11 protein-coding genes are annotated in these 18,094 nt (G+C 67.8%); 4 read left to right on the forward strand and 7 right to left on the reverse strand.

Annotated features, from left to right (window positions below; all coding sequences use genetic code 11):
* Positions 1–137 precede the first annotated feature (137 nt).
* Together MYSTI_RS12615 and MYSTI_RS12620 are read left to right on the forward strand one after the other, a co-directional pair.
* The gene (locus MYSTI_RS12615) at positions 138–2,285 is read left to right on the forward strand and encodes a mucoidy inhibitor MuiA family protein (RefSeq protein ID WP_015348138.1); all 2,148 of its coding nucleotides are present in this window, start codon (positions 138–140) and stop codon (positions 2,283–2,285) included.
* Positions 2,286–2,295: 10 nt separating this feature from the next.
* Positions 2,296–3,861 carry a mucoidy inhibitor MuiA family protein gene (locus MYSTI_RS12620; protein ID WP_015348139.1) on the forward strand — a complete coding sequence of 522 codons (1,566 nt, stop codon included), beginning with the start codon at positions 2,296–2,298 and terminating at the stop codon, positions 3,859–3,861.
* A 60-nt stretch (positions 3,862–3,921) separates the two neighbouring features.
* Here MYSTI_RS12620 and MYSTI_RS12625 read toward each other — a convergent pair whose 3' ends face one another.
* The 7 genes from MYSTI_RS12625 to MYSTI_RS12655 all read right to left on the reverse strand — a co-directional run bounded on the left by MYSTI_RS12625 (position 3,922) and on the right by MYSTI_RS12655 (position 14,225).
* Positions 3,922–4,677 carry a polymer-forming cytoskeletal protein gene (locus MYSTI_RS12625; protein WP_015348140.1) on the reverse strand — a complete coding sequence of 252 codons (756 nt, stop codon included), beginning with the start codon at positions 4,675–4,677 and terminating at the stop codon, positions 3,922–3,924.
* Positions 4,678–4,726: 49 nt separating this feature from the next.
* Positions 4,727–6,298 carry an SDR family NAD(P)-dependent oxidoreductase gene (locus MYSTI_RS12630; RefSeq protein WP_015348141.1) on the reverse strand — a complete coding sequence of 524 codons (1,572 nt, stop codon included), beginning with the start codon at positions 6,296–6,298 and terminating at the stop codon, positions 4,727–4,729.
* A 118-nt stretch (positions 6,299–6,416) separates the two neighbouring features.
* Positions 6,417–7,250 (reverse strand): head GIN domain-containing protein, encoded by an 834-nt coding sequence (locus tag MYSTI_RS12635; protein WP_015348142.1) that lies wholly within the window; start codon positions 7,248–7,250, stop codon positions 6,417–6,419.
* Between the two features lie 53 nt (positions 7,251–7,303).
* Positions 7,304–8,125, reverse strand: coding sequence for an aminoglycoside phosphotransferase family protein (locus MYSTI_RS12640; RefSeq protein ID WP_044283584.1), 822 nt, complete (start codon positions 8,123–8,125; stop codon positions 7,304–7,306).
* 41 nt (positions 8,126–8,166) lie between these two features.
* Positions 8,167–10,668, reverse strand: coding sequence for an acyl-CoA synthetase family protein (locus MYSTI_RS12645; RefSeq protein WP_015348144.1), 2,502 nt, complete (start codon positions 10,666–10,668; stop codon positions 8,167–8,169).
* 38 nt (positions 10,669–10,706) lie between these two features.
* Positions 10,707–13,145, reverse strand: coding sequence for a DEAD/DEAH box helicase family protein (locus MYSTI_RS12650; RefSeq protein WP_015348145.1), 2,439 nt, complete (start codon positions 13,143–13,145; stop codon positions 10,707–10,709).
* A gap of 267 nt (positions 13,146–13,412) precedes the next feature.
* The gene (locus MYSTI_RS12655) at positions 13,413–14,225 is read right to left on the reverse strand and encodes a dioxygenase family protein (RefSeq protein WP_015348146.1); all 813 of its coding nucleotides are present in this window, start codon (positions 14,223–14,225) and stop codon (positions 13,413–13,415) included.
* A 186-nt stretch (positions 14,226–14,411) separates the two neighbouring features.
* On the opposite strand from MYSTI_RS12655, the gene MYSTI_RS12660 reads away from it, so the two are divergent.
* A complete protein-coding gene (locus MYSTI_RS12660) occupies positions 14,412–15,941 on the forward strand; it encodes an ELWxxDGT repeat protein (RefSeq protein WP_015348147.1) in 1,530 nt (509 codons plus the stop codon).
* A 391-nt stretch (positions 15,942–16,332) separates the two neighbouring features.
* Entirely contained in the window at positions 16,333–18,093 is a 1,761-nt protein-coding gene (locus MYSTI_RS12665; protein WP_233278250.1) for a hypothetical protein, read from the forward strand.
* The last annotated feature ends 1 nt before the right edge of the window (position 18,094 follow it).

Consider the following 18,094-nt stretch of genomic DNA (forward strand, 5'->3'; position numbering starts at 1 on the left):
GTTAGTTCGGGGGGAGGGCCGCCGGCGCCCTGTCCTGTCCCGGAGGCGTGGGGAACGGATGGGCGCTGAACCATTCATGCCGACGTCATGATGACTTCGTGAAGATGTGGGTGAGGGTGGCTGGATAGCTTGGCGTCATGCTCCTTCTTGGCTGGGCCGTGGCGGGCGTGCTGCATGCCGCCGTCGACGCGCCCGTGACCGATGTGACCGTCTACAGCGACCAGGCGCGGGTGGTGCGGACCGCCACGCTGGATGTTTCTGGCACCCAGCGGGTGGAACTGCCCCGGCTGCCGGACCTGGTGGACCCGGACTCCATCCGGGTCGAGGCGGAGGGAGCCCAGGTGTCGTCCGTCGAGGTTCGCCAGGGCCGCGTGCCGCCGTTCCCGGAGAAGGAGGCGCGGGCGCTGGTGGAGACGCTGGACCGGTTGGATGGGGACATCGAGTTGGCCGAGGCCGAGCGGGCGGCCATCGCCCTCCAGGTGACGGCCCTCCGGCGCATCCGGCCGTCGGCTCCGACGCAGGCCGAACCGTCCTCCGGGCCCATGTCACCAGGAGGATGGAGTACCTCCACCGCGTTCCTCATCGACACGGCGGCGAAGCTGGAGACTCGCGGGCGCGAGTTGGAGGAGCGGGCTGCCTCGTTGAAGGATGAGCGCGCGCGGCGGTCGGCGGACGCGGCGCGCCTGGTCGTGAAACCTCAAGAGACGGGGCTCGAAGTGGCGGCTTCACTCACGGGGGCGGGGGCGGCCACGGTTCGGCTGTCCTATCTCGTGCCGCAGAATGCCCGGTGGTATCCGCGGTACGAGCTGCAATTGCATCCGGAGACGCAGCGAGTGCAGGTGGCCTTCTCGGGGCGGGTCAGCCAGGAGACAGGGGAAGACTGGACACGGGCCCGGCTCACGCTGAGCACCGCGCAGCCGTCCACGCTCACCCAGCTCCCGAAGCTCCCCACCTGGAAGTTGGGTGTCGCCGAGCGTTTCATCCCAAGGCCCCAGCGAAAGGCGGGGCAGGCCCGTCCGCTGTTGCCGGTGTTGACGCCTGCCCCCGAGCCGGACTTCGAGCAGGTCTTGCGTCAGTGGCTCCAGGCGCGGGCGGCGAGCATGCCGCTGAAGCCCGCCGCGACGTCCGGTACCCTGGTGGGGACCGTCATCGACTCTCAAGCCAGGTCGCCTGTCGCCGACGTCGTGGTCTCAGCGCACTCCCCCAGTCTTCCCGGCGAGCAGTTGGTCGTGACAGATGCCCAGGGGCGCTACCGCATTCCGGCGCTGCCCCCTGGCGAATACACGCTGCGGTTCGAGAAGGAGCAGTACAAACCGTACGCACGGACAGGGGTGACGCTCCGTCCCTACAAGACCGTCAAGCTCGATGTGGAGTTTCTGCCTGAGTCCTTGGGGGAAGTCGTCGAGATTGCCAAAATGCCTTTGGAGATTGATGAGGAGTTCGTCAGGCGCGTCGCGGTCGAGCGAGGCAAGAGTGGGGCCCGTTCATTCGAGAGCCTGGCGGAGGTTGCCCCCGCTGGAAGCAGTCAGTCCGCTGCCATGGGCGTATCGCTTGCCGGTGCGACGTCGGACCTCTCCGTGCCTGTCTTCGACCGCTACGTGGGGCTCGCTCCGCCCAAGGGGTGGGTTGCGCCGGTGTTGGCCGAGGACCTCCCGGTATCTCTCGCGGGGGGCTACGACCTGGCCTTCTCCGCGCCGCGTCCGGAGTCTGTCTTCAGCGGCCAGGGCGAGCGCACCATTCCGCTGCGCGTCGAGTCGTGGCCTGTCGAGCTCGAGCGTCAGGCCTTTCCCGCGCTGGCCCCGGAGGCGTACCTGGTGGCCCATCTCAAGGGGTCGTCCCGAGGCGCGCTGCCGGGCGGTCAGGCCACGCTCTTCGTGGGCGCCGACCGGGTCGGCACCGCGGCCCTGAAGCTTGTCGTCCCCGGTGAGTCCTTCACCTTGCCCCTGGGCGTGGACTCCGCTGTGCGCACCGCCCGGAACGTCCGCCTGGTCCAGTCCCAAGAAGGACTCATCTCCAAGGACGACGTCAGCACCTACGAGGTCACGCTGGAGGTCTCCAATCCCTACCCCTTCCCCTTGAAGACACGCGTGGTCGACCAGGTGCCCCTGAGCAAGCAACGCGAGTTGGAGGTGACGTTGGTACGCGCCGAGCCAGTCGCGCAGCGGGACGAGACCACGAGCGAGCTCCGCTGGGACCTGGTCATCCCGCCCTCCAGCAAGAAGACCGTGACCTTTGAATACACCCTGCGCCGGCCTCGGGACTGGCGTCTGTCGCAGTCGCAGTGAGGCGCCCACCATGACCTTGCTTCCCTTGTCACTCCTGGTGCTCGCCACGGCGCCCCAGGTCTCCTCCGTCGTTGTCCATCCAGACCATGCCCAGGTGACACGCACGAGTGTCGTGACGTGCCGAGGGGCCACCACCGCCGTCTTCGAGCACCTCCCCGCGGATATCTCCCGCGAGAGCTTTCAGGCCCGTGCCTCGGGGGCCAGCCTGGAGGGGCTCAGTGCGGAGTTCCAGCCTCTCGACAAGGAGACGGCTCCCGAGCGAGAGAAGTGGGAGGCGAAAGAGCTCGCGCTGCGCCAGGAGAAGTCTGTCCAGGAAGCGGCCGTGGCCCAGGTCGCGGAGCTGGAGCGGTTGGCGCAAGGCTACACGGACGTGGCCGTGGCCCAGATCTCCCGGGAGATGACAGGGGCGCGACCCGACACCCGCACCTGGGGCTCGGCCTTCGATGCGGCATTGTCGGTGCGGCTGCGCGGGGTGCAGGAGAAGTCCGCGCTCGCGGCGAAGCAGCGCGACCTTCAGCGTCGGCGTGACGAAATCGAGATGGAGCTGGCGCGCCTGAAGACTCGGGCGAACGCGGGCGAGCACCGCGTGGAGGTCCGTCTGGCCTGCCCCGAGGGCACGCAGGCTCGGGTAGAGCTGTCCTATCTGGTGGCCGGTGCGTCGTGGACACCGGTCCATGAGGCGCGCGCGGACGAGGCTGGAGGCGTGGTGCACCTGACGTCCTTCGCCACGGTGCGCCAGGTGACGGGAGAGGACTGGACGGGGGCGAAGCTGTTTGTCTCCACGGCTCGGCCCAGCGAGGACGCCACGCCGCCCGAGTTCGCGCCGCTGCTCGTCACGGCGACTCAGCGGCCTCGGGAGCGGAAGGTCCTGGTCCCCACGTTGGAATCCCAGAACCACGTCCCGACGAGCGCCTCGGTGCCGCCGTCCCAGGGTGACGGCCTGGATGTCTTGTCCCAGGGCGTCTCCGTGCAGTGGGCGGTGAAGGAAGCGACGTCGGTGCTCGGTGATGGCACCGCGGTGCGCGTGCTCCTGGGACGCCACCGCCTTCCGGCGGAGTTCTCCTGGCGCACGGTGCCCAAGCTTCGGCCCGTGGTCTTCCGGGTGGCACAGCTGGCCAACACCACGCCGTTCCCCTTGCTGCCGGGGAAGGTCAGCGTCTTCAGCGACAAGGCCTTCCTGGGGAGCCAATCCCTGGAGCGTGTGGAGAAGGGGATGCCCTTCGAGCTGACCTTCGGCCTGGACGAAGGCCTGCGCGTGAAGCGGAGCACCGTGGATGAGGAGGTCCAATCCAAGGGCCTCTTCGGGGGCAAGCAGCGCTTCCGCTACGTCTACCGCTTCGAGCTCGCGAACCTGCGGGCGAAAGCGGAGACCGTCGTGCTCTCCGAGCACATCCCCGTCTCCGAGCTGGAGGACGTGAAGGTGGAAGTGGAGCCCACGACGACGATGGGCTTCACGGTGGGGAAGGAGGACGGGCTCGCCGTCTGGAAACTGGCGCTCGCGCCAGGTGAGAAGCGCACCGTGGAGCTCGCTTTCCACGTGGATGCGCCCTCCAGCTACAGCACCTTGGGGATGTAGCGGAGGTGCTCGTGGAGGAGGCACCGCCGGGAGTCGGTGTCTCCTCCTCGAGCAGTTGTTTCACCCTTGCAGGAAGGGCTTGCCGCTCAGGGCCAGCTTCATGAGCTTGTGGAAGTCCACCTGGAGGACGCCGAAATCAGCGTCCTCGTCCTCCGGGAGGACGGCCTTGGGCGAAACGTGGGAGAGCAGCTCCTGGTACTTCTTGCTCTTGGGGCTGGGGTCCCAGAGGTCGAAGAAGTTCGACGCCTCGTTCTTCACGATGCGGACCCCGTGGTTGGAGGACACCGCGAGCAGCGCCCGCAGCGTTCCATTCACCCCGAGCTCGCCGGCCTCGTAGGCACAGCACACCAGGTCCGCCTCCAGGTCCCCGTTGACGAGGAGCCACCCCTCTCCGCCCGCGACACACGCCTGGAGGTGGCCTCCCACCACCAACGTCCCGCCCTCACCCACCAGCACCGTCCGCGCCTCCACGTTGCCCAGGACGACCAGCGTGGAGTCGACGATGAGCTTTCCCTCGACGTGCAGGTCGCCCGTGACGAGCCGGGACTCCGTCACGTCGAGCTTCTTGATGCGCTTGGAGGAAGGCGCCTCGGTGGCCGCGTCGCGCAGGAGCAGGGCCAGGGGATAGGCGGAGACGGGATGCGTCAACCCCTCGACCAACTCCGACGCCGAGGCGCCCGCCGCCTTCTTCAAGTCCTTGGCGAGGGAGGACAGCAGCGACTCCCCCTCCAGCTTCTTGAGCAGGCGGTTCTTCGTCAGCGCCGCGGGAGGGGACTTGAGCTTCGAGGAGAGTTCCTTGCCAGTCGGAGCGGTCATCCCCGGATTGGGGCCCGGGGGCCTTCCGCGTGTCAAATCGGGCGGGGACTCACCAGGACGTGGGACGGTAGTCCTTGAAGAAGTTGCCCCACGAGAAGTGGCCGGAGTTCTCCGCGGTCATGACGGGGTCCACCACCCGCGCGGCGCCATCGACGATGTCCAGCGGCGGCTGGAAGTCGAGGTCCTTCACCTTGCGCTCGGAGAACAGCGCCGGGTCCTCGTCGGTGACCCAGCCGGTGTCCGCCGCGTTCATGTAGATGCGGTCCTTCGCGTAGTCCGCGGCGGACGTCAGCGTCATCATGTTCAGCGCGGCCTTCGCCATGTTGGTGTGCGGGTGCCGGTCCGTCTTCGTCCCGCGCGAGAAGCTGCCCTCCATCGCCGACACGTTGACGATGTGGCCGGGCGTGGTGCGGTTGCGCATCATCAGCGGCTTGAGCTTGCCGCAGAGGATGAAGGGCGCCACCGCGTTCACCAGGTGCACCTCCAGCATCTCCGCCGTGGACACGTCCGCCAGCTTCATCCGCCACGAGTTCATGTCGCGCAGGTCCACCTGCTGCTCGTCCGCGTCCAGCCGGCCCGCGGGGAACAGCGCGCTCGTGTCGCCTTCCTGCTCCAGCGCGTAGGGCAGGAGCGACAGCGCGGCGGCGGAGTGGATGCCCAGCGCCGGGTCGCTGCTGCGCCACGTCGTGGTGAGCGACGAGGTCTCCACCTCACCCGTGCCGAGCAGGGGGCTCACCGCGGCGATACAGGCCCGGTGTCCGGCGAGCAGCGGCCGCGCGGCCTCCGGCAGCTCGTGGAACTGGCGCAGCTCTCCGTCGAGCAGGTGCGCGTAGAAGCCCGGAGGCCGGCGCACGGTCTGCGCCGCGTTGTTGATGAGGATGTCCAGCCGCTGGTGCGTCTGCTCCACGTACTTCGCGAAGAGCTCCACGCTGGGCGCGTGACGCAGGTCCAGCCCGTGGATGTGCAGGCGGTGGGACCAGTCGGCGAAGTCGGGCTCCTGCAGGTAGCGCCGGGCCGAGTCCTGGGGGAAGCGGGTGGTCGCGATGACGGTGGCGCCCGAGCGCAGCAACATCAGCGACGCCTGGAAGCCAATCTTCACGCGCGCGCCGGTGATGAGCGCGACCTTGCCGTCCAGCGAGGCGCGCTGGGTCCGCTTCGCGTAGTTGAAGTCCGCGCACTCGGTGCACATCGAATCGTAGAAGTAGTGCAGCCGCTTGAACTCGACCTTGCACACGTAGCACTTGCGCGGCTTCTCGAGCTCCCGCTCGGGGGCATCCACCGGCGGCGGGGCGGGGAGCAGGGGCACCGTGAAGACCGGGGCCTGGCGCATGGTGCGAATCCGGGTCGAGGCGACGACAATCCGGTCCTTCGCCTGCTTCTCCTCGCGGCGCTCACGCCGGAGGGCCTTGTCCATGCGCTTCTTGGTGACGCGGTCCGGGTACACCACGCGGCTGGCGGCCTGGACCAGGGCCAGCTTCTCGTCTTCCGGGAGCCGCGCCAGCAGGACGCGGTTCTCCGCGATGGCCTCCAGGAGGCGGGTGCACAGGCGCACCTCGTCCAGCGAGAGGGACGACGGGGTGTTCGAGGGGAGTGCGGGCGACGAGGTCTCAGCGTCCTTCATTCCGCCGGTGAATATCCCGGAGGGGGGCGCGAAGAAAGGTCCACCGTGAGGAGCCCGCTCGAAGGGTGCGGGGCCCGCCCGGTTGCCTGGGGGGCCCTGCCTTGGGACGGTGGGTGTCTCAGCGCCAGACGACCCGGCCGCTCCCCCGCCGACGGATTTCGTCCCGGGTGGCGTGGCCCCACAGCTCCACGTCTCCGGACGACTCGTGCACCACGACGACGGAGCCGCCCTCCACCGTGGCCTGGACGTCACCGGAGCCCTGGGCGACCAGGTCCAGGTCCACCGTGCGCAGCGCGCGGGCATCCAGGTCGCCGCTGCCCTCCAGGCGCGCGCCCAGCCGGCGCGTCGTGCCTTCCAGGGTCATGTCGCCGGAGCCCTCGTTGCGGGCCTGCACGTTGTTCGCGCTGCCCTTCCAGCTCAGCTCCCCCGAGCCGGAGATGGACAGCTCCACGGCTTCAGAGGCCCCTGGGGTGCACAGGGCCATGCGGCCGGAGCCCTCCAGTCGCGCCTCCAGGCGGTGGGCCGCGCCGCAGTAGCGCAGCGTCCCGGAGCCCTCCATGCGCAGCCGGACGTGCTCGGTGGGCTGGTTGGCGAAGCCCTCGGCGGTGAGGGCACCGGAGCCATCCAGGGTGGCCTCCCTCAAGCGGGGGAGGGTGACCTCCACGCGGGCGGGGCCCCTGGGGTGGATGTTGCCATCGGTGGTGATGACCAGCTTCGAGTCGGGCCCCATGAACGTGCGGACGTTGTCCTGGAGGTTCGAGTCGACGGTGACCTTCACGGTGGTCGTCTCGCCCTCGCGGACGATGATGTCCAAGGAGCCCTCGTGGGTGATGGCCTGGGCCTCGCCCACATTGCGTTCCTCGGTGACGGTGTCGCCGTTGCCGTTCTCGACGGGGTCACAGCCCGCAGCCAGGAATACCGACAGCAGTCCCAGGGTCGCGCGCTTCCACATGGTCCTTCCTCCCTCTCTCATGGGGAGTGGAACACCGCGTGGAGCGGAATCTGTCACTGGCTTCGGTGGAGCTCGGCCAGGGCGAGCTCGGCGACGTGGCGGTCGACGTCGGCGCTGTCACCGTCGCTGAGGAACCAGACGGCGGACAGTCCCGCCCAGGCGACAATCCACCGCAGGAGCCGGGTTCGCTCCAGGCCGGAGTGCTCCAGGACGATGTCCAGGCGTCGACGGAAGCGCTCGGGAAGCGTGGCGACAGGGGGCGAGGTGTCGGGGGCGCCGACGTCGGGGTTGCAGAACAGGTTCGCGTAGTCGAAGCCGCGCTCGCCGAGGAGGCGCTTGGGGTCGATGACGAGCCAGCCGCGCTCGCCGAAGTCGAGGACGTTGTCGTGGTGGATGTCGCCGTGCAGCGGGCGCACGTCCTGGGGATGGGCCAGGAGGTCGCGTGCGGCTTGGGCGGAGTGGGTCAGCCAGCCGCCGTGGGTGACCGCGGCGGGTTCGAGTCCGCGGAACCACACGTTCAGCGGGACGAGCTCGGGGAGGGGCTTGGGGCGGGGCGTGTGAATCGCGGCGATGGCGTCGCAGAGGATGCGGGTGGCCTCGTCATCGTGGCCGGTGCGGGCGAGCTCGGAGAGGGAGCGGTCTCCTCGGGCACGTTCGAGGAGGAGGGCCTCGTCGGAGGATTCGAGGACGCGTGCGGCGCCCTGGCCTTCCCACCAGGTCATGAGCAGGCCGCCGAATTTCTCCTCAGGGTGCTGGGAGACCTTCAGCATGGCGGCCTGGCCGCGCCAGCGGACGGGGAGGAGCCGTGAGCCCCAGGTGGTGATGGGCTCGCCGTCGGGTGTCAGGCTCCAGCGGGTCAGGTACGCGTCGAACATGGAGAGGTTCATGGCCCGCTCACGCCGCGAGTCGAGTGTGTTCAGGGTGTGGGGGGCTGAGGAGCGTTGGTCGGAGGTGGCCAGCTCCTCAGGTTCTTCATGCGCTCGTCGCATTTGAGGAGGTACTTGTTGGCCTGGGCCACACACTTCTTCGCGATGGCTTCCTCCGGGCTGTCCGCAGCAGTGCCCTGGCCCGAGGTCTGTTTGCCCAGTGCCGCGAGGTGTCCAGAGTGCCGAGTCATCTGTTCGGCGAGCCACCCCTTGGCTTTGTGGGCCTGTTCCATGAGTTGAGTGGCTGGATCCGCGAGAGTCGAGAGGGCCTTGCCCGCCTCCCAGGCGTCCTTCTCTGCTTGCTCCCGGAGTTGATGGGCCGCGGTCACCGCGCAGTTGTGGATGGCTTCTCCGTAGTAGGGCGGAACCACATCGCCAGCCAGAGCGATGGCCAACCAGAGTTGCCTGATGCCCTCTTCGGGCTTCTTGAGAGGCCCACCGAGAAGCTTGCCCAACGCGAGCCCGGCGGAGTGCAGGTGCGGTGCCGCGCGGCGATAGCAAGAGGCGGCCTTCTCGTGCTCGGGGGCGGGCAGTGCCGCATGGAAGTGACCGAGTTCCTCGTTCAGTTCGGGATCATCCGCGTCAATCAACTGTGCATGGCTCAGCACCCGCTCGGCCGCGGTGCTCCACCCGTCGTCCTTCAGGTCTCGGTACGCTCGCGCGAGCTTCACATGTGCGGCCAGCAGATCTGGGACGTAGATGATGCCGCGCTCCAACAACCGGATGCCGTGCCTCCGGCCGCCAAGCTCGAGGTGCCTCCTGCCGACGCTGTAGAGCGCGTATCCGCGTGCGTGCTGGTAGTCGACGGGGGTGACGCCTTCTACCTGCTGGTCCTGGAGAAAGAACTCTTCGAACTCTTTCTGAAGGGCCTCGATCTTCTCCATGCGCACGCCCGCTGTGGACTTCGTCGCCTTTCGGGAGCGCTCGCTCAAGTGGAGGGACGTACAGAGGTCGAGCATCGAGGCCTTGGCATCGACACCCAACTTGTCCTTGCGTTGCGCCACCTTCTCCAAGGCATCGAAGGCACTCTGGAGTTGATTCTCCTCGCCGCACTGAAGGTCGAGCAGGGCCTTGTGGTACTGGAGCTCCGCCTGCTCCAGCGCATCCTTGCTCCCCTTGAGCTCGGCGAGCAGTGCGCGGGACTTCTCCGTCGCGCCGAGTTTTCGTTGGACGATGGCCAGCAACAAGATGGCCGGCCTCATGCTGGGGTCCAGCCCCAGTGCGCGCTGGAGGCCATCGCGAGCGACCGTGAGACCCTTCTTCAAGGCTTCGGGAGAGGTGGCCTGGCTCAGGGTCTCCAGGGCTTCGCGGTAGGCCAGGAACGCATCCACGTTCTGGGTAGGCGGGTGAGGCAGGACCGTGAAGGCGAGCATGTATGCGAGCTTCCGGAACGCCTGGTAGAGCGCGGGGGCATCGGTCCCCGCCGACGTGACAGCCCAGCTCTCCGAAGGTCGCGGGTCCACGAGGTCCTTCCGGCTCAGCGTCACCCGCGTCGTGGCGTGGTCGCGAGTGACCACGCCCTCCATGCGATAGCGAGCACCCGTGGTGAGGTGGCCGAAGAAGGTCCAGAGCACCTTGGCGGGAAGTGAGACAGGCCCCACGGTGATCTGCCCGCTGAGGTGTTGGGCGAAGGACTCCAACGCTTGCAGCGGGTGGGCGTCTGTCCAAGCCAGGGCTTCGCCCACCCCCGCATCGAGTACGGCGCGAGTGGTCCGAGGCTGTCGTGCGACCTCGAAGCAGACGGCTTTCAAGCTCGCGGCGAGGGAGTCGCTCGGGCCAGGGACGCTGGGATGGGTTCCGTCATAGAGGACCAGCTCGGTGTACTTGCTGCGACTCGCATGCCACTTCCGCAGACGGCGAAGCGGCCAGAGGAAGAGATAGGCGAGGGTGAAGAAGGCGAGGGTGAGCAGGGTGTACCGAAGCGGCTCCCATCCCCAGGCGGTCGTCAGCCAGCGCCCGAGTGAGTTCCCTGCCCGGGTGGAGAAGGGGGGAGACGCCTCTCGCAGGCCCTTCGTGATGTCGTCCTGGAGATCTCGGGTCCTTGCCTGGACGAGGGGATGCTTTGTCAGCCGCTCGTAGATCTCGTGGGCTTTGTCGTAGTCGCCAGCATCGAGTGCGCTGGCCGCTTCTGCGCGGAGCCTCGCGACGTCATTGGCCCACCGCTCCATTCGGAATGCATGCGCGCCGAGCTCCGGGAAGTCCTTGAGCCGGGTGGACTCCTTCATGGACTCGAGGAGCGGTGCGATGGCCGCGGTGCCCCCCACGGCATAGACATCGTGGGTCAGGAGCGCCTGGCGCTTCAGCTCCGCGAGGGCTTCCTGATAGGCGATGAGCGCCTTGCGGCGGGGCTCGTCGCTTTCCTGCTCCAAGGCGCTTTGAACGAGCATCGCGGCGCCGTCGAGGCGGGCTTCAGCGGCGGCCTGTCGGGCATCTTCGAGCGTGGGGGCCGCGGCCAACAGACTGAGCGACAACAGGAGCAGCGGGGCGTCCATGGGCCCGGGACGCTATCACAGCGTGGCGCCTCCCTTGGTCAAGGCCTGCCCCAGCGGTCGAGCAGCTTCATCAGCTCGTCATGGCCAGGCAGGTCGAACGGGCGCGAGTTGTTCACGCTCTCCCCGCGGAGTGTTCCCTTCCTGCTGCCTTTGAAGAAGCAGAGATGGCTTTCGTGATGCGTCTCTGCGTTGGCGAGGAATTGATAGAAGGGATACAGGTCCAGCACCGCGTCCTCCTCATCGAGGAGGATGAGGCGGTCATGCTCTGGAGGATTCGAGAGGGCCTCCAGCTCGATGGCTTCTTCCTCGAGGGTGGGGACCACTCCCGAGAACTGCACCATGCGGCGGGTGAGCTTGCCTTCCTTGCCGTAGAACGAAGGCACGTTCACGAGGCGGTATCGAGGGAAGAAGGACACCTCCGCCAGCAGCTCGTGCACCTGTGGCCCGAAGTCCTCCAAGGTCTTCCTGGCGAGGCTCTCCGTCTGGGTGGCGGTGTGGGCCTGCACATTGCGAAACTCGCGCTGGAGCTTCTGGACGCGCTGCACGAACTTGCTGTTCTTCAGCTCCGGGATGAAGAGCTCACAGTTCTTCTGCGTCCTCGCGGTCTGGAGGACCTTCTGGACGAAGTTCATCCGGTCGCTCATCGAGTGGCTGTTGCAGGCCTGCCGCGCGCTCTTCCCGAGCTCCGCGTGCTCCTGGGGCGAGAAGTTGCGGAGGACGTCTGCCAGGACGAGATGGAAGACATAGAAGGCCACTGCCTCGAAGACGTCGCGCAGCCGGGAGAGCTGCTCGTAGACGTTGAACCGGCTGTCCAGGAAGCGCCGGTAGGCCAAGGCAATGGGCATGGGGTACGTGTCCGGCACCTGCTCCGCGAGGGACGGGGGCGCCAGCACTCCCGCCAACATCCGGAGCTTCTCGGCCACCACCGTGTATCGCTCTTGTGGCTGTGTCCCCATGTCCCGCAGAGAGGGGAGGACGCTGTCCTCGAGCTGGCGGAGAACGCTCATGACCGCGCTCAGCTCGCTGGGAGGGTTTGGCGCCTGGGGGGCTGACTCGAGTGGAGGCTTGTCGGGCAGGAAGATGGTCAGGTTGGCCAGCGTGTCTGCCGAGATGCGGATGTCTCCCTTGAGTGAAGAGGACACGCGGCGAAGGACGAGCATCGCGGCGTCGGACTGGAGGAACTGGAGGATGTCTCCCGACGAGGCCTCGTTGGTGAGCTGTCTGACCCTCAAGAGGGAATGCGCGAAGACCGCCTCCCCGAGGTCCGAGGGGACCTCTCCCACGCGGATCCTCGTTGAGGGGTTGATGATGGGGACGAGGAGATCTCCTGGCTTCAACCTGTATCGCTCGTCCCCGGCTTTCTCATCCGAGACCCGAACCCGGGTGGCCGTCGACGTGTCCACCTGCCCGTCCGGGAGGATGTCCGCCCCCCGAACGCAGGTGATTTCGACGGAGCCCTTGTCGGGTGACGCGTCGGCTTTGTGAATCAGCAGGCCGGTCTGGATGGTGGCGATCTCACCCAGTTGAACGGCGCGAAAACCCTCTGGCGTCTTGACCTGCTCCGACCCGATGAACTGATCGACGGAGAGCTCGAACAGTGGCGGCCCGAAGACTTCACTCGCGGAGACGGTCGGTGAGTGGGCCATCGCGAGCACCGTCGCCTCTGGATACAGGGCGAGCAATGGCTTGAAGTGCTCCGTGCGTTCGGCCTCGGGCAGGATGATGAGGTCGAAGTGGCCGTCTCGGGTTGGCGCGACGCTTTCGTAGAGTGAAAGCCGGTTTGCGATCTGCACACGGTGGGGCAGGACCCCACTCTTGGGGGAAAGGAGGGTGCGCTCCACGCCAAACGGTTCGAACCGTCGAAAGACCTGCTCCGCCAGCTGCTTCGAGCCCGTGACATACAGCATCCGCTTCCGGAAGCCGGAGCGCAGGAGCTTCCAGGCGATCAGCGCGGCGACGAGGCTCGTGCCCGTGCCGGCCGCCATGGTGAGCAGGATGCGGTGCTGGCCCTCGACGATGGCATCCAGGACACGGCGGATCGCGATGGCGTGAGGAACCCACGGGGGGCTGCCGAGTTCCTTGATGGGGTAGGGGCGCGGATCGTTGGGATGACTGTCCCATCCGAGAAAAGAGTGCAGCTCTTCTGGACGGGGCCACGTGCTCGGGGGATGCGCCCTGCCAGGCGCGAAGACCCGGATCGGAGGGGAGCCATCGGTCAGCAGGCCCACCACATCCCCCAGGGCCTTCATGTACAGATGGAGTTGTTGTTCCTCTTCCGTCTTGCCAGAGGCATTCGGCGGCTCGAGCTTCACGACAGCCGCGGGGCATCCCTGATCGAGGAGGAGCAGGTCTGGCTGGAGCACGGCCGACCCACTCACGATCCTGGGATTCCGGATGATGCCTTCGTCTGGCCATCCCGCGTTCAACAGGTGCTGGATGACCTTCTCGAGGCCCTCGGGCTCGGCGAAGCGAAGCATGGAGAGAACTTGCCAGGAGAGACGGGATGGCGCCAATCGGTGTGGCGTTCGGGCGACGTGGGGTGCCCCTCACCCATGTCTTGCTTCTCCATGCCCAGACGAGGGACTCGCGAAGCAAGCTCCACCGCGCATGTCAGGGCCGCTTGATAGAGCTGTACCTGGGCCGAGCGATTCCCCGTCTAGCCGGACGGAGGAAGGCCTGGAGGAGCCAGGTCGTGCCACCTCAACGCGGCCTGGCTCCTCATTGTTTCGCGTCGCGCCCCGCGCCTAGAGGGCGAACTGGAGCGTGGACGTGTAGCCCGTCGTGTTGTTGCCCGTCGTCACGGCGAGCTGGTTGGCGTAGCCGTCCGCGAAGACCAGGTCCCGCTCGATGCTCAGGGGACGCAGGTTCGCCGCGCTCTGCTGGTAGCCCACCGCGGTGTAGGCCTGCTGGCACGGCGCCCGGGCGAACGCGAGCTGCGAGGTCGCGATCTTGTTCCGGAAGTTCGAGATGGACGCCAGCGACGGATACACCTCGAAGTGGATGTGCGGCCACCGGCCCGGGTAGCAGCCCGGGAAGATGGACGTGAACGTCACCTTGCCCTGCGCATTGGTCACCTGCACCCCGCGCAGGAAGTTCTCGTACTGCACGCCGGGCGAGTACATCGAATACAGACCCGCGCGCTCACACTGCCACACGTAGATGGCGTAGCCCGCGAGCGGCGCACAGGCGGCGCGGTTCACCAGCGTGAGCGTCAGCGTGAGCGGAATGCCGCGCGCGACACCCGTCGCTCCGCCGATGCTCGTGCGGATGTCGCTGCGGTTGATGCCCGCGAGCAACAACGCATTGGCGCCGTTGGAGCCGTCGCCAGGATAGGGGCCCGCCATCTCCTCCGGAATCCGCGTGCAGGCCAGCAACTCGTCCTCGGTCGCCTGCGTCAGCAGCCCGTCAGAGCCTTCAGGACCACAGCCGACGAGCGGAACCAGGCTGGCCCCCGCCATCCACTTGAGGAGCTGCCGGCGATCCGCCCTCTTCTCCATGATGGCCAGGTCATGCTGCAGCCCCTGATCATGGTCATGGCCCGATTCATCGTTCTGCATGTGCGCCCTCCATTGGCTTGAGTCGCGACGGAGGCTAGGGCGCAATTCTTAAGAGAACCCTAAGGGCTCTCGACGCGCTCACACGCACCGTCGCTCCAGGCAAGCGAGCAAGGTAGGTCCAGGGGGCACTTTGCACTCGCGCCCTCGGGACACACCCTCCCTCCCAGGCTTTGTGGGAGGAGCGGCATGCCGAGGCGCACGGGATGGCTGATGTCATTGCTGATGATGGGCATGGGGTGTGGTGGGCCGCTTCCGGGTGACGTCCCGCCCCCCGTCCCCTCCGAGGACCCCCAGGCCCTGGGAGCCCTGCACTGCCCCCTGCCGTCGAGCTCGACGACGAAGCGGGTGAAGACCCTCCTCCCGCCCTCGCAGATTGGGATTCCGCGCTTCGCCGCCGCCCCCAATGGCTTCGTGAAGTTCAAGGGGCGGCTCTACTTCGCCGTGAACTTCGAGGACGGCCAGCGGGCCCTCTGGAAGAGCAACGGCACCGAGGCAGGCACCACTCACATCCGAAGCTTCCCCTCCATCGACGGAGGCTTCACGCCGCCCCTGGCGAACCTGGCCGCTGGCCCCACCCGCCTCTTCTTCCAGGTGGCGGACCCCGCCCACGGCAACGAGCTGTGGGTGAGCGATGGCACGGGGGCCGGCACCACACTCGTCAAGGACCTGACACCCGGCTCCCCCGGCTCCACGCTGTCTCACCTGACGGCCCTGGGTGACAGGCTGGTGTTCTTCAAGGAGATCTTCGACAGCGGCACGTTCCGCACCCGCTACGAGCTGTGGACGTCGGACGGCACCGCCGCTGGCACCGAGCGACTTCGCGACTTCGGCTGGGACCAGGGCGTGAGCTTCAAGGACTCGGCCGCGGACGGAGAGCTGCGCTTCTTCGTGATGGGGCCCGAGGGCACCGGCACTGTCCTCTGGAAGACGGATGGCACGGCGGCGGGCTCCGTCCCCCTCAAGCAGCTCACCTCGTCCCACGACGCGTTCATCGGAGACATCCAGACCTCGGGCTCGCTCGCGCTCTTCGTGATGCGCGAGCATACGGGGCTCCAGGAGCTGTGGAAGTCGGATGGCTCCTCCGGGGGCACGGTGCGGCTGGCGTCGTTCGGACCCAGTCGGGTCGCTCGGCTGGTGGGGCGGCTGGGCTCGCGCGTCCATGTCGCGGTGACCTCGCTGAGCACCCAATACATGGTCCTCTACCGGGTGCCGCTGTCCGGAGGAAACCCCGCGTCCTTCGTCACCCTCCCCAATGACTATGCGACCCTCGGCGAGGCCTTCCCCTTCATCGACGAGACCAGCAGCGTGCCGGGCGGCTCCAAGCTGTACTTCTCCGTCACCATCGGCAGCGATGGACCCGCGCCTCGGGACACGCAGCTCTGGGTGACGGATGGCACCGCGGCGGGGACCGTGCTGCTGCACCGGCCGCTGAGCCTCTCGGACGAGTACAGCTCCCCCGTCCGCGCCGTGTCCGACGAGCTGGTCTTCTTCAGCGCCTTCGAAGCCGGGGGCGCGGGCATCGAGCCCTGGGTGAGCAACGGCACGCCGGAGAAGACCCGGCGGCTCGCGAACATCGCACCCGACGCCCAGACGGGCTCGTCCTATCCCCGTGACTTCTTCCGACTGGGGGAGCGCGTCTTCTTCAGCGCGTACGACGACACCGAGGCGGGACAGCTCTGGTCCACCGAGCTGGGCGACAACTGCGTGGCCCCGTGACGCGCGGAGCCACGCGGTCTCCTCCAATGGCTTGCGTGCTGTCTTCTTGGAATCCAAGGCGACGTCGCGAAACCGAGACCTGAATCACTCTTCAACTCGAAGCGTGGTTCCCGCGTGCGCCGAAGGGGCGTCTTGAGGGGGGCGAACCCCAAGCTGTGGGGGAGAGTCCCCGGCGGTGGCTGTCGCGCGCGTGCGCGTGTCGAAGTATTTCCAGAGGAGCGGGCCTCTCTGCGAATAGCCAGAAAGGCTTGGCATGTCGGTTGCGTTGGGGCCGCGCATGCTCCCGTGCCTCGTGTGGGTTCCTGACGCTCGTCAGTCAGGAGCCATTCCCACTCACGAGACGGCTCGCCTCAGGCGCTCCGTCTGGTGGGTCCTTCCTCTTCTCGCGTGTGTGGCTTGCTCTGGAAGCAGCTCCCCTGGGGGCGAGCCCGATGGAGGTTCTCACGACGCGGGCTGTGAGACTCCGGGCCCCACGGAGAATCCCCCAGTCGACGAGAAGAAGGACACGCTCGCCGCCAGCCGGCTGTTGCGCCGCGCGTCACTCGCGCTGCGGGGTGTGCCTCCGACGGATGCGGAGTACGCCGCGCAGGAGGCCGCGGGAGACGAGGCCGCGCAGCGCGCCTTCGTGGACAGCTTCGTGGACCGCACGCTGCACGAGCCGCTGTTCTACCGGACGATGTTCGAGAAGGCGCGGGACTGGTTCGACATCCCGGTCATCGCCTCGACGGCGGACGCGCCGGAGTACGGTGCGCAGCAGCAGCGGACGGTGGAGTTGTGCAAGCCGGGCACCGCGAAGGCGGGCGCGTGGAAGTTCTACCGAGGGGACACGAAGGCGTGTGATGGCCTGAAGCCCGACGGCACCCCGGCCGATGAGACGACGCTGGAGCCCTGGTGGGCGCCGGGCACGACGGTGACGCTGGTGGGCTACGCGGGCAACACGTCGGAGACGGGCATCACCATGCCCAACGGCACGCCGACCCCCGTGAACTGCCGACAGGTGGGCCCCGAGGGCACGTGTGGCTGCGGCCCCAACGCCGTGCGCTGCCACGCCGACCACGGCACCTACCCGGGCCACGAGAACTTCGTCATCCACAACGCGCAGGGACAGCGCCGGTTGCTCTTCGAGGAGCCCGCGCGCCTCTTCGCGCACCTGGCCTGGTACGACCGTCCCGCGACGGACCTCATCCTGGGGACGTACTCCGTGGGGCCCACGCGCGTGCAGGCCGCCTATGTCAGCCAGGCGCTGGCCGGTGGCCTGACGGCGCTGCACGAGGATGACTCGTGGTGGCGTCCGGAGCGCTACTCGCAGGCGCCCATCGACCCCGAGCACACGCCGGGAGACCCGTATGCCTGGCGCGAGTACTCGGTGCCCGCGCGCAATCCCTTCCTCATCGCGGACCGGGACTACCGTTTCGACCCGCGCACGCAGACGGGTGCGGTTCGCGGGGTCCCCGCCGCGGGCATCCTCACGAGCATCGGCTTCCTCGCGGGCTATCCGCGCGAGCGCTTGAGAGGGGCCCGGGCGCTGGAGATCCTCGCGTGCGAGGTCTTCTCCCCGCCCCAAGGACAGACGTTCAATGAGTACCGCCGGGACCCGGGGACGGAGGGGACATGCCAGCACTGCCACCGCCGGCTGGACCCCGCGGCCATCCACTTCAAGCGCTACGCGAAGCACAGCAGCGCGTTCGAGGGCTGGGGCGCGAAGTACTTCATGCCGGGCGTGGGCACCGCGTGGCACTGGCCCGTGGCGTGGCGGAAGGGACAGTTCCCCTACGGAGGAGACCCGTACAGCCATTGGAATCGGTGGTACCAGCCGGACACGCTCCTGACGCCCGTCACGGAGGCGCAGGCGACGGCGAACCCGGAGTCGCTCTTCATCGACTTCCTGCCGTCGGACCAGACGCTGCTGGGCCAGGTGAGTGATGGGACCATCGGACCGCTGGGCTTCGCGAAGCTCATCGTCGCGTCGGGCTCGTTCGACCGCTGCGTCGTGCGGCACATGCACGCGCAGGTGATGGGGCGGGACATCGACCCGGCCGCGGAGGCGGGCTACCTGGAGGCGCAGGTGAAGCGCTTCGTCGAGGGCGGCCGGAAGATCCGCCCGTACGTCAAGTCCCTCACGCAGTCCAACCTGTTCAAGAGGGGGCACTGAC

This window comes from Myxococcus stipitatus DSM 14675 (assembly GCF_000331735.1).
In the GTDB taxonomy this organism is placed as follows: Bacteria; Myxococcota; Myxococcia; order Myxococcales; family Myxococcaceae; genus Myxococcus; species Myxococcus stipitatus.